Genomic DNA, 17,766 nt, shown 5'->3' with positions numbered 1-17,766 from the left:
AAGCAAGTGCTTGGTAGGTTATCCTACCGACGTGGGCGTGATCCAGACCTCAGATTCCGATACCGCGACCTCCGACGCGGAGTTTTGCGCGGAAATACGCGACTGGCTGGCCGAAAACCTGTCCGGAGAGTTCCGTGACCTGCGTGGCACCGGTGGCCCCGGGCGCGAGCACGAGTTCTTCGAGGAGCGGCTGGCCTGGGACCGGCACCTCGCCGCGGCGGGCTGGACCTGCCTCGGCTGGCCGGTCGAATACGGCGGCCGCGGCGCCAGCGTGCGCCAGCAGGTCATCTTCCACGAGGAGTACGCCAAGGCCGACGCGCCCGCGCGGGTCTCCCATGTGGGCGAGGAACTGCTCGGCCCGACCCTGCTCGCCTTCGGCACCGAGGAGCAGAAGCGGCGCTTCCTGCCCGGCGTGCGCTCGGTCGGCGAGCTGTGGTGCCAGGGCTACTCCGAGCCGGGCGCCGGCTCCGACCTCGCCGCGGTGAGCACCACGGCGCGCCTGGACGGCGACAAGTGGGTGATCAACGGCCAGAAGATCTGGACCTCGCTCGCCCACGTCGCCGACTGGTGCTTCGTCATCGCGCGCACCGAGAAGGGCTCCAGCAGGCACAAGGGCCTGTCCTACCTGCTGGTTCCGATGAACCAGCCGGGCATTGAGGTACGGCCGATCGAACAGCTCACCGGCACCTCCGAATTCAACGAGGTGTTCTTCGACGACGCCGTCACCGAGGCCGGCCTGGTCGTCGGCGAGCCGGGCGACGGCTGGCGCGTCGCCATGGGCACCCTGACCTTCGAGCGCGGCATCTCCACGCTCGGCCAGCAGATCCGCTTCGCCCGCGAGCTCGCCGACATCGAGGCACTGGCCCGGCGCACCGGCGCGGCGGACGACCCGCTGATCGCCGACCGCATCGACAGCGCCTGGGTCGGCCTGCGGGTGCTGCGCGCGCACGCGCTGCGCACCATGAGCGAGGACACCCACGACGCGGGCGGCGCCTCGGTGTCGAAGCTGTTGTGGGGCAACTGGCATCGCGGACTCGGCGAACTGGCCATGGCGGTGCAGGGCGCCGCCGGGCTGGTCCTCGGGCCCGACGACATGACCGCATGGCAGCGGCTGTACCTGTTCAGCCGCGCCGACACGATCTACGGAGGTTCGAACGAAGTGCAGCGCAACATCATCGCCGAGCGTGTGCTCGGCCTGCCGCGAGAGGCTCGCCCGTGACCGGCCCACTGTCTGTCCCGCCCCCGTCCATCCCCGGCCACGGCCTGCTGACCGGCCGCAAGGCCGTCATCACCGCCGCCGCGGGCACCGGCATCGGCTCGTCCACCGCGCGCAGGCTGCTGGAGGAGGGCGCCGACATCGTCGTCTCCGACTGGCACGAGCGCAGACTCACCGAGACCGCCGAGCTGCTGGCCAAGGAGTTCCCCGAGCGCAAGGTCGGCGCGGTCGTCTGCGACGTGCGTGACACCGCGCAGGTGAACGAGCTGCTCACCGCGTCGGCCGCCGAGCTGGGCCGGATCGACATCATGGTCAACAACGCCGGTCTCGGCGGCGAGACCCCGGTGGTCGACATGACCGACGAGCAGTGGGACCAGGTGCTCGACATCACCCTGACCGGCACCTTCCGCTGCACCAGGGCCGCACTCGGCTACTTCCGCTCGGCGGGCCACGGCGGCGTGATCGTCAACAACGCCAGCGTGCTCGGCTGGCGCGCGCAGCACGGCCAGGCGCACTACGCCGCCGCCAAGGCGGGCGTGATGGCGCTGACCAGGTGCAGCGCGGTCGAGGCCGCGGAGTTCGGAGTGCGGATCAACGCCGTCGCGCCGAGCATCGCCAGGCATCCGTTCCTGGACAAGGTGAGCTCGACCGAGCTGCTCGACGCGCTCAGCGAGCGCGAGGCCTTCGGCCGGGCGGCCGAGCCGTGGGAGGTCGCCGCGACCATCGCCATGCTGGCCAGCGACTACACCTCGTACCTGACCGGCGAGGTGGTCTCGGTGAGCAGTCAACGCGCATGATGAGCGGGCGCCCGAGTATGGAGGAATGACACCGTGACCGCACCCGACACCGTGAAACGCACCCGCCGCGAGGAACTGCTCGGCCTGGCCGCCGACCTGTTCGCCGAGCGTGGCCTGCGTGCCACCACCGTGCGCGACATCGCCGACTCGGCGGGGATCCTCTCGGGCAGCCTCTATCACCATTTCGACTCCAAGGAGTCGATGGTCGACGAGATCCTGCGCGGCTTCCTCGACGACCTGTTCGGCCGTTACCGCGAGATCGCGGCTGCGGGCCTGAGCTCGCGCGAGACTTTGGAGGCGCTGGTGCTCGCCTCCTACGAGTCCTTCGACCGGCACCACGCCGCCGTCGCCATCTACCAGGCCGAGGCCAAGAACCTGCGCGACGTCGAACGATTCGGCTACATCCGCGACTTCAACACCGAGTTCCGTGACCTCTGGCACCGGGTGCTCACCGCCGGCGTCGCCGACGGCAGCTTCCGGCCCGAACTCGACGTGGAACTGGCGTTCCGCTTCCTGCGCGACACCGTGTGGGTCGCGGTGCGCTGGTACACCCCCGGCGGCACCATCGCCGTGAAAAGCCTTGCCCAGCAATATCTGACCATCGTGCTCGACGGGCTCACCGTGCCCGTGAGCACAGCGAAGTAGGAGTTCCCATGACCGAGCGCCGCCCGTACACCCCCCTGCGGGAAGCCTATGTAGTCGACGCGGTCCGCACCGCGGTCGGCAAGCGCGGTGGCGCGCTGGCCGGTGTGCACCCGGCCGACCTCGGCGCCGCCGCCGTGCGCGGACTGATCGAGCGCACCGGCATCGATCCCGCCGTCGTCGACGACGTGATCGTCGGCTGCGTCGATAACATCGGCCCGCAGGCGGGCAACATCGGCCGCACCATGTGGCTGACGGCCGGCTACCCCGAGTCGGTGCCCGGCGTCACCGTCGACCGGCAGTGCGGTTCCAGCCAGCAGGCCATCAACTTCGGCGCGCAGGCCATCATGAGCGGCACCGCCGAGGTGATCGTGGCCGGTGGCGTGCAGAACATGAGCGCCATCCCCATCTCGGCCGCCATGCTCGCGGGCAAGGAGTACGGCTTCGAGTCGCCGTTCGTCGGCGCGACCGGCTGGGACGAGCGCTACGGCACCGGTGAGGTCTCGCAGTTCCGCGGCGCCGAGCTGATCGCCGAGAAGTGGGGCATCACCCGCGAGGACATGGAGCAGTGGGCGCTGCGCAGCCACGAGCGCGCCCGCGCCGCCATCGCCGCGGGCCGCTTCGACAACGAGATCGTGCCCGTCGGCGACTTCACCGTCGACCAGGGTCCGCGCGAGACCAGCCTGGAGAAGATGGCGAGCCTGCAGCCGCTCGGTGAGGGCAGCCCGCTCACGGCCGCAGTGGCCAGCCAGATCTCCGACGGCGCGAGCGCGACGCTGCTCGCCTCGGAATGGGCCGTCAAGGAATACGGGCTCACCCCGCGGGCCCGCATCCATCACGTCAGCGCGCGCGGCGCCGACCCGATCTTCATGCTGAGCGCGCCGATCCCGGCGACCCAGTGGGCGCTGGAGAAGACCGGTCTCACCATCGACGACATCGACGTCATCGAGATCAACGAGGCCTTCGCACCCGTGGTGCTGGCCTGGATCAAGGAGATCGGCGCCGATCCGGCGAAGGTCAACGTCAACGGTGGCGCGATCGCGCTCGGCCATCCGCTCGGCGCGACCGGCGCCAAGCTGTTCGCGACCCTGCTCAACGAGCTGGAGCGGGTGAACGGTCGCTACGGTCTGCTCACCATCTGCGAGGGTGGCGGCACGGCGAATGTCACCATCATCGAACGCCTCGGCGCCGCAGAGTAATTCACCGCGGAGCCGACCACGGCCCGGTGCTGGAGTTTCCGGCACCGGGCCGTAGTGCGTTCTACGGCGGTGTCCGCGGTTGCGGGCGAGTGATCGGTCGCCGACACTGGAACGTTGCTCATCCCTGGGCTGCCGCGATAACACGTTGGCGCAGTGGGTAAGCCATGAGCTGAAGTGGTGCCGGATCTGGGTGTCACTCGTGAGAGCAGGAGCAGGAATTCCGAATGGGTCACCCACAACCGCCCAACCCGTATCACGGTCGGCCGGGTCAGCCGATGCCGCCCGGGCAGCCGTATCCGGGGCAGTACCCGCAGGGTCAGCCGTATCCGCAGCAGCCGTACCAGCCGATGCCCGGACAGCCCTATCCGCAGGGTGGGCCGATGCCGGGTCAGCCGTACCCGCAATACGGAGCTCAGGGTGGGTACGGTCAGCCGACCCGCCCGTCCGGCGGTAGCGGCGGCAAGGTCGCTCTCTTCGTCGGCGGCGCGGTCGTCCTGATCGCCCTCGCGGTCGGCGGCTGGTTCCTCTTCGCCGGCGGCGGCGGTGGGATCGGCGGCGGGGGCTACGACACCCCGCGCGAGGCGGCCCAGGCGTGGGTCGACCAGAAAGGCGACCTCGAGGATCTGGTGTGTGCCTCGGACCGGGACGAGATCGCGAAGTACAAGAACAAGTCGACGCCGACGGGGGCGCCGTCCGGCAGCGGACTGCCCAAGACGACGACCACTCTGAAGAGCGTTGACGTCCCGTCCGGCAGCGATTCCGGGACCTTCACCACGGCGATGTCCATGGAGATCATGGGCCAGAAGACCACCACGACCGCGACCTACAAACTGGTCGAGGAAGACGGCGGGTGGAAGGTGTGCGGGATCCTCAACCCGGTCATCGAGACCGAATGAGGGTTACGGGTCGGCCCCTTTCGGCCGACCCGTTTCTCGTTCACCACCAATACGTCACGACATCCCAGCGCTGGAGCGTGCCAGGCGTGTCACAGTGGGCCCAGGACTGCTGCCCGTTCCACGCCATGTTGCCGCGGCGCTCGTAGGTGGCCCAGCTGCTGCCGAACCAGCCCCACCAGTGCCTGCACTCGATGCGCACCTGATGCCGAACCGGCCAATAGCACTGCGAGTACGCCGCGCTGTTGTTGACCGGATGTGCCGAGCATCCCGGCTGCCATTGCGCCTGGGCGGGCGATGCGCCCATCACCACCCCCGCGCCGAGCAGCATTGCCGCCGACGCGCTCACCATCAATTTCTTGCCGATCATCTCCTACCTCCCACCAAGCGTGGGGGCACGATGCCCCGACCTGCGGCAGGGGCCTCCGCGCAAATCGATACCTTGTGGTGCCACGCGTCCGCGAAACCACTCTTACGTGACTTACATCACATTTCCGGCGAGCAATGTTACGGCCGAGCGTGGTGGGCGGGATGTCGGTGGGCCCGCTTACGATGGGTCGGGTGAAGGTGCTCGGAGCGTGCCCACTCGACTGCCCCGACGCGTGCTCGTGGGTGGTGTCCGTCGAGGACGGCGTCGCCACCGGCCTGCGGGGGAACAAGGATCATCCGGTCACGCGCGGCGCGCTGTGCGTGAAGGTGAACCGCTACCTGGAGCAGGTCGGCGCCCCGGGCCGGCTGCGTTATCCGCTGCGCCGGGTCGGGCCGAAGGGGTCGGGCCGATTCGAGCGGATCAGCTGGGACCAGGCGCTCGACGAGATCGCCGACCGGCTCACCGGCGTCATCGACGAATTCGGCGCCGAGGCGATCTGGCCGTTCCACGGCACCGGCAGCCTGGGCTACATCCAGGGCATGGAGGGATATCCGGGCCGCCGCCTGTTCAACGTGCTCGGCGCCTCCCATCACCGGCCCACGATCTGCTCGGTCGCGGGCAGCGCCGGTCTGCGCTACACCCTCGGCACCTCCGGTGGGATGGACCCCGAGGACCTCGCGCACGCGAAACTGATCCTGCTGTGGGGCACCAATCCGCTCACCTCGGGCCACCATGTGTGGAAGTTCGTGCAGGACAGCGGCGCCTACCTGGTGTCGATCGATCCGGTCCGCACCAAGACCGCCGAACGCTGCGACGAGCACCTCGCGCCGCTGCCCGGCACCGACGCCGCGCTCGCCTTCGGCCTGCTGCACGTGATCGTCGCGCTCGGCGCGCAGGACGACGAGTTCATCGCCGAGCACACCGAGGGCTGGTCCGAATTCCGGGACCGCATCGCCGAATTCACCCCCGAGCGCACCGCGGAGATCACCGGTGTGCCGCGGGAACAGATCGTCGCGCTCGGCGAACGCATCGCGCGCACCAGGCCGACCGCCATTCGCGCCTCCCAGGGCATGCAGCGCCACGCGGGCGGCGGCATGGCGCTGCGGGTGCTGGCCTGCCTGCCCGGCGTCACCGGCGACTGGGGGATTCGCGGTGGGGGACTGCACTATTCGACCAGCGGACACTTCCGCCTCGACGACGCAGCGCTGATCCGCGACGATCTGCTGCCGCACCCGGTGCGCACCCTGTCGATGACCCGGCTCGGGGAGGCCCTGCTCGAGACCGACGATCCGCCGGTCAAGGCGCTGTTCGTGATCGCGGCCAATCCGGTCGGCTCGAATCCCGATCAGCGCAGGGTGATCGAGGGCCTCTCCCGCGAGGACCTGTTCACGGTGGTGCTCGAGCACTTCGCCACCGACACCGTCGACTACGCCGACATCGTCCTGCCCGCCACCATGCAGCCCGAACACCTCGACGTGATCGCCGGATACGGGCACCTCTACCTGGTCTGGAACGAACCCGCTGTGGAACCGCCGGGTGAATGCCTGTCCACCACCGAGACCTTCCGCAGACTCGCGCGCAGGCTGGGCCACACCGAACCGGCCCTCTACGATTCCGACGAGGAGTTGGCGAAGCAACTGCTGAAGGGCTATGACCTCGATCGCCTGCGCGCCGACGGTTTCCTCAAGATCCAGGCCGGTCCGGTGCCTGCCGGCAAGCTCCAGTTCGTCTCCGCCCGGGCCGAACTCGCGGGCCACGACCCGTTCCCGGCGTACACCCCGCCCGCCGATCCCGGCGACGGACTCGTGCTGATCTCGGCCGCCTCGCACTACTTCCTGAACACCACCTTCGGCGCCAACCCCGAATTGCGCCGTCGCGCGGGCGAATCCACGATCACGCTGCACCCGGACGACGCGGGCGCCCGCGGCATCGCCGACGGCACCCCGGTGCTGGTGTCGAACTCACGCGGCGAGTTCGAGGCCGTGGCCGAGCTGTCCGACCGGGTCCGCCCCGGCGTCGCGGCCACGACCAAGGGCCGCTGGGCCAAGTTCACCAACGGCGCCACGGTCAACGCGACGATCGCCGAACGCGACGCCGACTACGCGGGCGGCGCGGTGTTCCACGACAACCGCGTCGAGGTACGCCCGCGGCCGGTCGCGTCCTGAGAAAGAACACCGGACCAGTCGCGCACCTTGTGGGTGGCGCCTGGTCCGGTGTCCGGTTCGCCCCGGTTCGACTGACGGTTGGCTCTGGGCCGTCAGACGGGGCGGGTCTTCGTGCCCGCGATCAGCGGGACTCGGTGGCGGGTTCGCCGCGCAGCGCCGCGACCGCGTCGATCCTGGCGACGGCGTCGGTGACGATCTGCTCGATCAGCTCGGCCACGGTAGGCAGGCTGTCGATGATGCCGGTGACCTGCCCGGCGGGCAGCACGCCCGCGTCGGTGCGGCCCTCGACCAGCCCGGCCTTGGTGAGCATGGCCGAGTTCGCCGCCATCACGACCTGCGACCAGCTGAGGTCCTTGGTCTTGCGCATGGCCAGGCCGTCGCGCATCAGCGTCGACCACTTCATGCCGGTCATCGACTTGAACTTGGCGGCGTTGCCGACCGCCGCCGACAGACCGCGCCAGCCGCCGGAATGCTCCAGCCGCTCGACCAGTTCGGTGTTCAGCATCCGGTGCGGCATGCCGTCGACCTTCACCGACACCACCGTGTCCTGCAGGCCGCGCGCCAGGTACTCCTGCTTGACGGCCTCGGGCACGGTGCTCTCCTGGGTGAGCAGGAAGCGGGTGCCCATCGCGACACCGGCCGCGCCGTAGGACAGCGCGGCGGCCAGGCCGCGGCCGTCGAAGAAGCCGCCCGCGGCGACCACGGGGATGTCGACCGCGTCGAGCACCGACGGCAGCAGCAGGGTCGTGGCGACCGGGCCGGTGTGACCACCGCCCTCGCCGCCCTGCACGATCACCGCGTCGGCGCCCCAGGACGCCACCTTCACCGCGTGCTTGGCCGCGCCGATCGACGGAACCACCACCACGCCCGCGTCCTTGAGCTTGGCGATCAGGTCCTTCTTCGGCGCGAGCGCGAAGGAGGCGACCTTGACCTGCTCCCGGATGAGCAGATCGATGCGCTCGGTGGCATCGGTCGCGTCGGCGCGGATGTTCACGCCGAACGGCTTGTCGGTGAGCGACTTGGTCTTGGCGACCGCCGCCTCGAGCTCTTCGAAGGTCATCGTGGCCGAGGCGAGGATGCCCAGTCCGCCCGCGTTGGCGGTGGCCGCGACCAGGCGCGGGCCTGCGACCCAGCCCATGCCGGTCTGCACGACCGGATGCTCGATGCCGACCAGCTCGGTCAGCGGAGTCCGCAGCAGCCCGCTCACGCCGCCACCACTTCCTTCTCCCGGAAACCCTTGGGGTCGAGCACGGTACGGATGATCCGCAGCTCTTCCTCGGTGGGCAGCCTGGTCTCGCCCGCGGTGCCCAGCTCGGCGACCTCGAAGGAGGTGTTCTCGGCGACCTCGTCGGCGCTCACGCCCGGGTGCAGCGACAGCGCGCGCAGGGTGTGATCGGGGCCGTTGAAATCGAACACGCCCAGGTTGGTCACCACGCGGTGCAGGTGGTGGAAGCGGTAGGCCGGGTTCTCGGGATCGACACGGTCGTAACCGATTCCGGAGATGATGTCGACCTGGTCGACGAACACGCGCTTGTTGTGCCGGGGTACGAAGTAGCTGGTCGCGTGGTTGATGGTGTTGCCGGGCGCGCCGCGCACGCCGAACATCTGCCGGGTCGGCTGCTGCAGCGGACCGAAGGCCGACAGGTTCTGGTTGCCGAACCGGTCGAGCTGGTTGGCGCCCATCACCACGTGCCTGCGCCCGGAGGCGACCACGTCGAACACCTTCGAGAACGGAATCCAGCCCTCGACCGGCGCCTTCGCGCCGATGGCCGGGACCTCGGCGAAGAACAGGGCCTCGCCGTCGGACAGCAGCAGGTCGGGTTCGAAGGTGAGCCGGGCCAGCCGGGCGCCGATGGTGGTGACCGTCGACATCGGGCTCGCCATGATCTCGCCCGCACCGCGGAAGATCTCCGCGGCCGCGACGACACAAACCTCAGCGCGAGTAATGTTCATTGCTTCTGCTCCTCGGCGAAAGCGGTGACGGCGGCCTGGTATTCGCCCTCGGACACGTCCAGATACCGCGCCGTGAACGCGGCCCACGCCTCCGGCGTCTTCGCGGCCTCCACGTAGTGCTTCTGGAACTTCTCGTCGCGGCCGTAGCTGCCGGAGAAGGTGAAGTGCGCCCCACCCGGAGCCTCGACGACACCGTCGACGAGCATCCGATTGAGGATGATCGACTGCTGCGGAACGGCTTTCACCAGTTCCTCGGTCTCGACCAGGCGATCCGCGGAGACGTAGCGGCGCTCGGCCGCCAGGCAGTACAGGTCGTCGAAGTACGGGTCGACGCCGGTGTAAGCGGCGTTGCCGTGCTTGTCGGCCAGGTCCAGGTGCACGAACGCGGCGTCGAGGTTCAGCGCGGGCATCGCCACGAGCGTCTCGGTCTTGCCGTCGGTGGGATAGGGCGAGGCGACCGTCTTCAGCTCGCCTTCCCAGAAGTCGAGCACCGCCGAGCCGAGCCCGGCGCGGATCGGCAGGAACGGCAGGCGCGCGGCGGCGGCCTGCAGCCCGCACTTGACCATGCCCTCGTCCATCTCGCGCACGGTGATGGCGCCCTCGGTGCGCGCCTTGGCGAACCACGGGTCGTAGAAGGGGGCCGAGTCCAGCGACACGAAGCCGTAGTAGGCCTTGCGCACCTTGCCCGCCGAGCACAGCAGGCCCAGATCGGGACCGCCGTAGGTGACCACGGTCAGATCCGTGACATCGGAGCGCAGCAGCGCCCGCACCAGCGCCATCGGCTTGCGCCGGGAGCCCCAGCCGCCGAGGCCGATCGTCATTCCGCTGCGCAGTTCGCCGACGATCTCGTCGAGCGTCATTCGCTTGTCGCGCATGGCTTTCTAGTTCTCCTTCTTCTGCGCGGCGAGATCGTCGTCGAAACGCGCCCTGATCTCGTCGGCCACGCCTGCGAGGTTGAGCTCCATGGTGAAGCCCTGTTCGTAGCGGTAGGAGCGGTGCACGTCCTGCACGTCGATGCCGTTGAGCGCGCGCTTGGCGGCCCGGATCACGCGGCCGTCCTTGTTCGCGATGTTCTTGGCGACCTCCATCGCGGCGGCGTCGAGCTCGGCGCGCGGCACCACCTTGTAGACCGAGCCGTAGTGGTGCAGCTGCTGGGCGGTGAGCTTGCCCGCGGTGTAGAACATGGTCCGCATCAGGTGCTGGGGGACCAGGCGGGCCAGGTGGGTGGCCGCGCCGAGCGCGCCACGGTCCACCTCGGGCAGGCCGAAGGTGGCGTCGTCGGAGGCGACGATGACATCGGAGTTGCCGACCAGGCCGATGCCGCCACCCAGGCAGAACCCGTTGACGGCGGTGACGACCGGCACCTGGCAGTCGTAGACGGCGGCGAACGCCTCGAAGCAGCCGTGGTTGGCGCGGATCAGCGCGGTGTGCCCGCTGTCGGCGTTCATCTCCTTGATGTCGACGCCGGCGTTGAAGCCGCGTCCTTCGGCCCGCAGCACCACCACCCGGGTGCCCGGATCACGTCCCGCGTCCCTGACCGCGTCGGCCAGCGCGAACCAGCCGTCCGACGGCAGTGCGTTGACCGGCGGGTAGTCGACGGTGACGACTTCGACGCCCTCGGTTTCGGTGTGACGGTTAATCCCCATCGCAAGTCCCATCGTGCGCGCCTCGGCATACCCGAGACAAAGCAAGCAATTGCTTGGTAGGTTAGCACGGTGGCTGTAGAAATCGACCTTTCCGCGCAGATCGTTCTGGTGACCGGCGGCGTCCGCGGTGTCGGCGCCGGCATCAGCCGGGCCTTCCTCGCCGCGGGCGCGACCGTGCTGACCTGTGCCCGTCGCCCGGCCGACGAGCCGATCACGGTGGGTGATCGCGCCACCGAGCACTTCACCTGCGACGTGCGCGACCCCGACGCCGTCGCGGCGCTGTTCGAGCGGATCCTCGACGAGCACGGCCGGATCGATCACGTGGTGAACAACGCGGGCGGCGCGCCCTTCGCCATGGCCGACGCGGCCAGCCCGAAGTTCCATCAGAAGATCGTGGAGCTGAACCTGCTCGCGCCGTTGCTGATCTCGCAGCAGGCCAACGCGGTGATGCAGAAGCAGGACTCGGGCGGCTCGATCGTGATGATCACCAGCGTGAGCGGGCACCGGCCCTCGCCGGGGACGGCCGCCTACGGCGCGGCCAAGGCGGGTCTGGACAACCTGGCCGGCTCGCTCGCGGTGGAGTGGGCGCCCAAGGTGCGGCTGAACTCCGTGGTCGTCGGCCCGGTCGAGACCGAGCTCAGCCATCTGCACTACGGCGACGCCGACGGCGTGGCCGCGGTGGCGGCGACGGTCCCCCTCGGTCGCCTGGCCAGCCCCGCCGACGTGGGCAGCGCCGCGCTGTTCCTCGCCTCGCCCCTCGCCGCGCACATCAGCGGCGCCACCCTGCTCGTCCACGGCGGCGGCGAACGCCCCGCCTTCCTGGATGCCGCCAACACCAACCACTAGACCGACCCGATAGACACAGGAGCTACCCCATGGACGACCAGCAGTTGATCTGCGCAGGCCGCACCGTCATCGTCACCGGCGCAGGCCGGGGGATCGGCCGTGCGCACGCCCTCGCCTTCGCCGCGGCGGGCGCGCGCGTGGTGGTCAACGATGTCGGCACCGCGCTCGACGGCGCCGCGACCACCGAGACCCCGGCGCAGCAGGTGGTCGACGAGATCGTCGCCGCAGGCGGCGAGGCCGTGGCCAACTACGACGACGTCGCGGACTGGGAGGGCGCCCGCCGCCTGATCCGGCAGGCCGTCGACACCTTCGGCGGGCTCGACGTGCTGGTGAACAACGCCGGCTTCGTGCGCGACCGCATGCTGGTCAACCTGGGCGAGGACGAGTGGGACGCGGTGGTCCGCGTGCACCTCAAGGGCCACTTCGCCACCATGCGGCACGCGGCCGAGTACTGGCGCGGCGAGGCGAAGGCGGGGCGTCCGGTGGATGCCCGCGTGATCAACACCAGCTCCGGCGCCGGTCTGCAGGGCAGCGTCGGCCAGGGCAACTACGGCGCGGCCAAGGCCGGCATCGCCGGGCTCACTCTCACCGCCGCCGCCGAGTTCGGCCGCTACGGCGTGACCGTCAACGCGATCGCCCCCGCGGCCCGCACCAGGATGACCGAGACCGTGTTCGCCGACACCATGGCCGCGCCCGAGTCCGGCTTCGACGCCATGGCGCCGGAGAACATCTCCCCGATCGTTGTCTGGCTCGGCAGCACCCAGTCGGCGGGCGTGACCGGCCGGATGTTCGAGGTCGAGGGCGGCAAGATCGGCCTCGCGCAGGGCTGGCGTCACGGTGCACCGGTCGATCGCGGCGCCAGGTGGAACCCGGCCGAGCTGGGGCCCGTGGTGGCCGAGCTGATCGAGAAGAGCACCCCGCCGGAGCCGGTGTACGGCGCATAGCAAACCTGTTGAGCGCAGGCCGGGGGAAGCTCCTCGGCCTGCGCTTTTGTCATGTCAACGGCGTTCAGGGGGCTGGACGCTTCCTGATCGCTTCTGCGGCATCGAGGCCGTGGGTTTACTATGGGCTACTGTTCGTCGATCCCGGAATGTGTCGCGACCGGGGGTAATGCTGCGCTGAATGACTAAGGGGATGACAAGCGCATGGCCGTTGGTCGCATCTTGCGCGTACTTGCCGCTGCGAGCGTGCTGGCCGGTTCCGCTCTACTCGGGCCGGCTGTCGCCCTCGCGGCGCCGGAAAAGCCGCCGACTCCCGCCGCGCAGGCGCCGGGAAGTGGCAGCAGTGGGCTCGGTGGCGACAACAGCGGCGGCAACGGTCAGGGCGGCGGCAACGGCCAGGACCCGGTGAAGCCCGGCGAACTGCGCCTGCCCAGCGGTTCCGCGGGTGGCCAGGCCGACAACGCTCCGGAGACCACCGAACCGGCCCCCGCGCCACAGACCGGCGGCGAGGTCGCCGACGCCGACGAGTGGCAGCCGCTGACGATCCCCGGCCAGTCCAACCAGCAGATCCCCAAGAAGGAGGTCGCGGGCTCCGGCTCCGCGGCCGCCGGTTCGGCCGCCGCGGGCGCGGGCTCCGCCGCGGGCTCCGCTGTCCTCGGGACCGGCTCGGCGGGCCTCGGCCTGCTGCTCGGCTCCGGTTCGGCCGGCGTCGGCGCCATCCTCGGAACCGGCTCGGCCGGGGTCGCCGCTGTCCTCGGCACGGGTTCCGCCGGTGCGGCCGGCGTGCTGGCGACCGGTTCCGCGGCAGGTGCCGCTGTCCTCGGGACCGGTTCCGCGGCAGGTGCCGCTGTCCTCGGGACCGGTTCGGCCGCGGGCGCCGCTGTCCTCGGTACCGGCTCCGCCGCCGGGGCCGCCCTGCTCGGCACCGGCTCCGCTGCCGTCGGTTCGGCCGGCGTCGGCACCGGCTCGGCGCTCCTCGGCCTCGGCTCCGCCCTGGCCGGAACCGGTTCCGCCGCAGTGGGTTCGGCTGCGGTCGGTTCGGCTGCCGTCGGTTCCGCCGCGGTGGGCTCGGCCTCGCCGCTGTTGCTCCTGCTGCTCCTGCAGGTGCCGACTCCGCCCGCGGTGCCCGCGCTGCCGTCGATCGCGATTCCGCCGTCGCCCGCCGCGCCGTCGATGCCCTCGATACCGAATGTGGCTGTGGCCGCGCCCGCTCCGGCCGCCGCGCCGCCCGCGGCCGCCGCACCCGCGGCTCCGCCCGCGGCGGCCGCGCCCGCCCCGGCGGCCGCGCCGAACCACCAGGTCAAGCCGACCAGTGACAACGGCGGCCTGCCCGAGCCGGAACTGCTGTCGGTGATCGGCGGCCTGATCGCGCTCGCGCTGGCCGGAACCGGTTCGGGCGCAGTGAGTTTCCAAGGTGCCGCAGCCGCCCAGGCACGGGTGAACGCGGCGCGTGCCGAATTCTTCGGACCGAGGTCGTGAGGGGATCTTCGATGAGTAAGAGCAAGACCCAGAGCACCTCGAGGTCCTACCGCCGCGTCGCCGCCGCGGTCGACGCGGTGTGCGCGGTGGCCGCCGACTCCGACGCGACCACCCTCGACGAGGTGGTCGCGGCGATCTCGCAGGAGCGGCAGCGCGAAATCGAGATCACCAGTGCGCAATTGGGGCCCGGCGTGTGCGGTCAGCGTCGCTTCTACCCCGAACGCGACATCATCGTCCTCGCCGACGCCCTGCCCAGCCGCGACCACACCCTCGCGCACGAACTCGGTCACATCGTCTTCGACCACGAGGGCGCTCCCGCGGTGGAGACCACGCTCGAGGTCAGCGACGACCTGATCGCCTACATGCTCAGTCAGCGCGCGCACGCGCAGATCGTCGACGACGGCGCCGACGACCTCGCGGAGTGGGAGGCCGAGACCTTCGCGGCCATGCTCATGACCCGGCTGCGCGTATTCAACAACCGGGGCGCAGGCGTCTCGGTCCTTCGATTCGATGAGGCACTCGGATGACACTCTGGTTGACAGCCCTGCTGGTCTGGGTTGCCGCGGGTGCGCGAGTGGGCCGCGTGCTGGTCAAGCCGGCGACGACCGCCCGCGTGGCGATCGTCGTCGCGGTGTCCGCCGTGGCGCTCGCGTCGACCGTCGCCATCCCCGACATCGCGGTGGCCATCGACAATCTGCTCCCCGGCGGGGTGCGCAGCGGGTGGTTGTCCACCGGCATCGTCGACTCGGCCTGGATCCTGTTCACCACCGCCACCTCGGTGGTGGCCTCCGCCGCGTGGCCGGTGGTCTCGCGCCGCAATCTGCGCCAGATCGCCATGGTCGTGTACGGCATCGGTGCCATCGCCATCGCCATCACGCTGGCCTGGTCGTTCACCTTCGGCTGGATCGTCGTCGCGCTCGGCGCGGTCTTCATCGTCACCACCGGTCTGCGCAATCTGGACTGGACGACGCTCGGCCGCGGCATCGCGATCTACACCGCGGGCACGGCGCTGGTCGCGGTGCTCGCGGTCGCCAACGCGGGCCGCGCCCTCCAGGACGCCGAGCCGACGCCGCCGGGTCAGCCGCTGTGGGGCTGGCAGGCGTGGGAGATCGCCAGCCTGTTGATCGCGCTCGGCGCGGTATCGATCGTGATCGAGCTGTGGTGGCGGGCCAGGATGCTGCTGCGCCGGATCCGGCCGCTGCACAAGCTGATGGTCGGGCGCTTCCCCGAGGTGGTCGCGCCCGAGCAGAACGCCACCTCCACGCAGCTGAAGGCCTCCGACCACGTGGCCCAGGTGATGGACGCGCTGTATCTGCTCTCCGGCAGCGGCATCGTCATCCCGGCCGCCGGTGAGCCGCCGGCCTCGGTGCCGGAGCGCGCGGCCGTGGTGGCCGAGTGGGCCCGAAATCCGTTGGGGGACTTGTTCGTCGACGCTCGCTGGATCGCGCCGCCGCCCGGGGTGAGCCCCCGTGGCTGGGTGCTGGCCATCGCGAGCAAGTATCAGACCGCCGTGGCGACCGAGGGCGCGCCCCAGAACGCCGCCGCCTGACCTCACCAGACAGCGAACGGGCCTGAGAGGTGGATTCCCACCGGCTCAGGCCCGTTCGCTGTGCACGTATCCGGCCTTGCTTCGTGTTCCTATTCTGTTCCGTCCGGAGGAATTTCGGGCAAGCCTTCGCTGGCCCGCAACTTCTCCGCCATCGAGGTGAGCAGATTCTGTGATTCTTCCGAGAGGTCGAATGCCCTGCTGGACAGTCGACGCAGCCCGTAGCCCTGCAGCTGCGCGAGCAGCTCCAGGTCGTGATCGATCTTGGCCGCGTAGATGTCGTTGAAGAAGTAGTCAGGCTTGACCTTGAAGAACTTCGCCAGGGCGGCCACCGTCTCGTCGGACGGGTTGGTTCGTTGTCCCGACCGCAGCTGCGAGAGATACGGCTTCGAGATCGGATGCCCGGAGGCAGTCAGCGCAGCCGCAACCTCTGCGTTGGTGTGCGGCTTGCGCCCCGGGGGATGCACGGTTTCGAACAGCTTGTTCAGCCGCGCCGCGAAATCAGCCATTGTGAGCCGCCCAATTCCCTTCACTGTACTAACAGTCGTTATCTCGGATACGTATCATTGATATTAGCGGCTCAGTAACTGAAAACCTACGCCTGATTCGGGATTTCTCTGCGGTTTCCGACGCTCACCTGCGTGCAGGGGCGGCGGCGGTCGCGTTTGCGGGTCGCGCCAACGACTCTTGTGGAGCGCAGGGGGGCCGGGGTTCGTGCCCGTCGCGGGGTTCTTCAACCATAGCTCGATAGTAGCTCAATGTTAGCTGATGTTTCATGTTCCCCCGCGTCCCCTGGATTGTGTGGCGTACGACACGTTCCGGGCGCCCGGGGATGAATGTTCAACCTGGGCGCCCGGTTTCAGTGTCGCCCAGTCTACAGGCGCTCGATGATCGTTCCGGTCGCGAGTGCGCCACCGGCGCACATGAGCACCATCGCCATGCCCTTGCCTGTGCGTTCGAGCTCGTGCAAAGCGGTGGTGATGAGCCGAGAACCGGTGGAGCCGACCGGATGCCCGATTGCGATCGCGCCGCCGTTGACATTTACGCGGTCCATGTCCGGCTGGTGTACAGCAGCCCAAGAAAGTGCGACCGAGGCGAATGCTTCATTGATCTCGAAAAGGTCGATATCCGAAATCTTCATTCCGGAGCGCTCGAGCAGCCGGGTGCAGGCCTGCACCGGACCGTCGAGGTGGAACTCCGGCTCGGCGCCGACGAGGACCTGGGTGCGGATGCGCGCCCGCGGCCGCAAACCCTTGTCGCGCGCGACGGTTTCGTCCATGAGCAGCACCGCGGCCGAACCGTCGGAGATCTGCGAGGAGGTGCCCGCGGTGTGGATGCCGTCGGCGACCACCGGCTTCAGCGCGGCCAGGCCTTCGAGCGTGGTGGCGCGCAGACCCTGATCGCGGGTCACCTCGAGCTTCTCGCCGGTCGCATTTCCCTCGCTGTCGAGCACCGGCGCCGAGACCGGCAGAACCTCGCGGTCGAAACGCCCCTCGGCCCATGCCTGCGCCGCCAATTGTTGTGAACGCAGGCCGAATTCATCGATATCGGAACGAGTGATGCCGCGCCTGCGCGCAATTCGTTCGGCGGCACCGAATTGATCGGGCAAATCGATCGACCACGACGCGGGCCTGCGCGGGCCCGCCTCGGTACCGACATTCGCGCCGAGCGGCACGCGGCTCATCGCCTCGACGCCACAGGCCATGCCGACATCGATCGCGCCGGTCGCGATGAGGCCGGCGATGAGGTGGTTGGCCTGCTGGGCCGAGCCGCACTGGGCGTCGATTGTGGTGGCGCCGGTCTGCCAGGGCAGGCCCGCGTGCAGCCACGCGACGCGGGTGACGTTGTTGGACTGCTCGCCCGCCTGGGTGACGCAGCCGCCGATCACCTGTTCGACGTCCGCCGGGTCGATCCCGGCCCGGTCGAGCAGGCCGCGCTGGGCCAGGCCGAGCAGTTCGGCGGCGTGCAGTCCCGACAGTTGCCCGCGCCGCTTGCCGATCGGGGTCCGCACGGCTTCGACGATGACGGGTGTTCCCATCTGATTCTCCCTCGTAACTGCAACAAGTTCTGATC

18 protein-coding genes are annotated in these 17,766 nt (G+C 69.7%); 11 read left to right on the top strand and 7 right to left on the bottom strand.

The features are described from left to right. The first annotated feature begins 31 nt into the window (after positions 1–31). The 5 genes from DFR69_RS11790 to DFR69_RS11770 all read left to right on the top strand — a co-directional run bounded on the left by DFR69_RS11790 (position 32) and on the right by DFR69_RS11770 (position 4,750). Positions 32–1,219, top strand: a complete 1,188-nt coding sequence (locus tag DFR69_RS11790; RefSeq protein ID WP_110037479.1) for an acyl-CoA dehydrogenase family protein — start codon at positions 32–34, stop codon at positions 1,217–1,219. Further along, on the top strand, positions 1,216–2,013 hold the full coding sequence (locus tag DFR69_RS11785; protein ID WP_110037478.1) for an SDR family oxidoreductase: 798 nt from the start codon (positions 1,216–1,218) through the stop codon (positions 2,011–2,013). Before DFR69_RS11790 ends, DFR69_RS11785 begins: the two co-directional genes overlap by 4 nt. A 33-nt stretch (positions 2,014–2,046) precedes the next feature. Next, positions 2,047–2,658 (top strand): TetR/AcrR family transcriptional regulator, encoded by a 612-nt coding sequence (locus DFR69_RS11780; RefSeq protein ID WP_110037477.1) that lies wholly within the window; start codon positions 2,047–2,049, stop codon positions 2,656–2,658. 35 nt (positions 2,659–2,693) lie between these two features. Beyond that, the gene (locus DFR69_RS11775; protein WP_110037595.1) at positions 2,694–3,854 is read left to right on the top strand and encodes an acetyl-CoA C-acetyltransferase; all 1,161 of its coding nucleotides are present in this window, start codon (positions 2,694–2,696) and stop codon (positions 3,852–3,854) included. Between the two features lie 224 nt (positions 3,855–4,078). Next, a complete protein-coding gene (locus DFR69_RS11770; RefSeq protein ID WP_146229256.1) occupies positions 4,079–4,750 on the top strand; it encodes an Rv0361 family membrane protein in 672 nt (223 codons plus the stop codon). 40 nt (positions 4,751–4,790) lie between these two features. On the opposite strand, the gene DFR69_RS11765 is transcribed toward DFR69_RS11770, so the two are convergent. Beyond that, entirely contained in the window at positions 4,791–5,117 is a 327-nt protein-coding gene (locus DFR69_RS11765) for a hypothetical protein (RefSeq protein ID WP_110037475.1), read from the bottom strand. A 191-nt stretch (positions 5,118–5,308) separates the two neighbouring features. On the opposite strand from DFR69_RS11765, the gene DFR69_RS11760 reads away from it, so the two are divergent. Continuing rightward, positions 5,309–7,282: a molybdopterin-containing oxidoreductase family protein gene (locus DFR69_RS11760; RefSeq protein ID WP_244198207.1), complete on the top strand. Its 1,974-nt coding sequence runs from the start codon at positions 5,309–5,311 to the stop codon at positions 7,280–7,282. Between the two features lie 121 nt (positions 7,283–7,403). On the opposite strand, the gene DFR69_RS11755 is transcribed toward DFR69_RS11760, so the two are convergent. Genes DFR69_RS11755 through DFR69_RS11740 form a run of 4 tightly spaced genes read right to left on the bottom strand, consistent with a single transcriptional unit; the run spans position 7,404 to position 10,881 of the window. Continuing rightward, the gene (locus DFR69_RS11755; protein ID WP_110037473.1) at positions 7,404–8,489 is read right to left on the bottom strand and encodes an NAD(P)H-dependent flavin oxidoreductase; all 1,086 of its coding nucleotides are present in this window, start codon (positions 8,487–8,489) and stop codon (positions 7,404–7,406) included. After that, positions 8,486–9,235, bottom strand: a complete 750-nt coding sequence (locus DFR69_RS11750) for a CoA-transferase subunit beta (protein WP_110037472.1) — start codon at positions 9,233–9,235, stop codon at positions 8,486–8,488. The genes DFR69_RS11755 and DFR69_RS11750 overlap by 4 nt, the downstream gene beginning before the upstream one ends. Next, the gene (locus DFR69_RS11745) at positions 9,232–10,110 is read right to left on the bottom strand and encodes a CoA transferase subunit A (RefSeq protein WP_186817426.1); all 879 of its coding nucleotides are present in this window, start codon (positions 10,108–10,110) and stop codon (positions 9,232–9,234) included. The genes DFR69_RS11750 and DFR69_RS11745 overlap by 4 nt, the downstream gene beginning before the upstream one ends. Positions 10,111–10,116: 6 nt before the next feature. Beyond that, positions 10,117–10,881, bottom strand: a complete 765-nt coding sequence (locus DFR69_RS11740) for an enoyl-CoA hydratase family protein (RefSeq protein ID WP_110037471.1) — start codon at positions 10,879–10,881, stop codon at positions 10,117–10,119. A gap of 69 nt (positions 10,882–10,950) precedes the next feature. Between DFR69_RS11740 and DFR69_RS11735 the strand changes: the two genes are divergently transcribed. The 5 genes from DFR69_RS11735 to DFR69_RS11715 all read left to right on the top strand — a co-directional run bounded on the left by DFR69_RS11735 (position 10,951) and on the right by DFR69_RS11715 (position 15,696). Beyond that, positions 10,951–11,727 (top strand): SDR family oxidoreductase, encoded by a 777-nt coding sequence (locus DFR69_RS11735; protein ID WP_110037470.1) that lies wholly within the window; start codon positions 10,951–10,953, stop codon positions 11,725–11,727. Positions 11,728–11,756: 29 nt separating this feature from the next. Continuing rightward, positions 11,757–12,671 (top strand): SDR family oxidoreductase, encoded by a 915-nt coding sequence (locus tag DFR69_RS11730; RefSeq protein WP_110037469.1) that lies wholly within the window; start codon positions 11,757–11,759, stop codon positions 12,669–12,671. A 201-nt stretch (positions 12,672–12,872) separates the two neighbouring features. Continuing rightward, positions 12,873–14,147 carry a TrbL/VirB6 family protein gene (locus DFR69_RS11725; protein WP_146229255.1) on the top strand — a complete coding sequence of 425 codons (1,275 nt, stop codon included), beginning with the start codon at positions 12,873–12,875 and terminating at the stop codon, positions 14,145–14,147. Positions 14,148–14,158: 11 nt separating this feature from the next. Further along, positions 14,159–14,674 (top strand): ImmA/IrrE family metallo-endopeptidase, encoded by a 516-nt coding sequence (locus tag DFR69_RS11720; RefSeq protein ID WP_110037467.1) that lies wholly within the window; start codon positions 14,159–14,161, stop codon positions 14,672–14,674. Then, positions 14,671–15,696, top strand: a complete 1,026-nt coding sequence (locus DFR69_RS11715) for a hypothetical protein (protein WP_110037466.1) — start codon at positions 14,671–14,673, stop codon at positions 15,694–15,696. The genes DFR69_RS11720 and DFR69_RS11715 overlap by 4 nt, the downstream gene beginning before the upstream one ends. An 89-nt stretch (positions 15,697–15,785) precedes the next feature. Here the strand turns inward: DFR69_RS11715 and DFR69_RS11710 are convergent, their stop codons facing one another. Then, entirely contained in the window at positions 15,786–16,202 is a 417-nt protein-coding gene (locus tag DFR69_RS11710; RefSeq protein WP_019044759.1) for a helix-turn-helix domain-containing protein, read from the bottom strand. Between the two features lie 365 nt (positions 16,203–16,567). Further along, the gene (locus DFR69_RS11705; RefSeq protein WP_110037465.1) at positions 16,568–17,731 is read right to left on the bottom strand and encodes a steroid 3-ketoacyl-CoA thiolase; all 1,164 of its coding nucleotides are present in this window, start codon (positions 17,729–17,731) and stop codon (positions 16,568–16,570) included. Positions 17,732–17,766: the final 35 nt, after the last annotated feature.

It is taken from the genome of Nocardia neocaledoniensis (genome assembly GCF_003182135.1).
In the GTDB taxonomy this organism is placed as follows: Bacteria; Actinomycetota; Actinomycetes; order Mycobacteriales; family Mycobacteriaceae; genus Nocardia; species Nocardia neocaledoniensis.
This window is presented reverse-complemented; position numbering and strand designations above follow the sequence as displayed.

What these genes read in the sequence shown, in the direction of transcription:
- DFR69_RS11770 (WP_146229256.1), top strand. Translation starts at nt 4,079, where the DNA reads ATGGGTCACCCACAACCGCCCAACCCGTATCACGGTCGGCCGGGTCAG.
- DFR69_RS11765 (WP_110037475.1), bottom strand. Translation starts at nt 5,117, where the DNA reads ATGATCGGCAAGAAATTGATGGTGAGCGCGTCGGCGGCAATGCTGCTC.
- DFR69_RS11750 (WP_110037472.1), bottom strand. Translation starts at nt 9,235, where the DNA reads ATGAACATTACTCGCGCTGAGGTTTGTGTCGTCGCGGCCGCGGAGATC.
- DFR69_RS11745 (WP_186817426.1), bottom strand. Translation starts at nt 10,110, where the DNA reads ATGCGCGACAAGCGAATGACGCTCGACGAGATCGTCGGCGAACTGCGC.
- DFR69_RS11740 (WP_110037471.1), bottom strand. Translation starts at nt 10,881, where the DNA reads ATGGGGATTAACCGTCACACCGAAACCGAGGGCGTCGAAGTCGTCACC.
- DFR69_RS11730 (WP_110037469.1), top strand. Translation starts at nt 11,757, where the DNA reads ATGGACGACCAGCAGTTGATCTGCGCAGGCCGCACCGTCATCGTCACC.
- DFR69_RS11725 (WP_146229255.1), top strand. Translation starts at nt 12,873, where the DNA reads ATGGCCGTTGGTCGCATCTTGCGCGTACTTGCCGCTGCGAGCGTGCTG.
- DFR69_RS11720 (WP_110037467.1), top strand. Translation starts at nt 14,159, where the DNA reads ATGAGTAAGAGCAAGACCCAGAGCACCTCGAGGTCCTACCGCCGCGTC.
- DFR69_RS11715 (WP_110037466.1), top strand. Translation starts at nt 14,671, where the DNA reads ATGACACTCTGGTTGACAGCCCTGCTGGTCTGGGTTGCCGCGGGTGCG.
- DFR69_RS11710 (WP_019044759.1), bottom strand. Translation starts at nt 16,202, where the DNA reads ATGGCTGATTTCGCGGCGCGGCTGAACAAGCTGTTCGAAACCGTGCAT.
- DFR69_RS11705 (WP_110037465.1), bottom strand. Translation starts at nt 17,731, where the DNA reads ATGGGAACACCCGTCATCGTCGAAGCCGTGCGGACCCCGATCGGCAAG.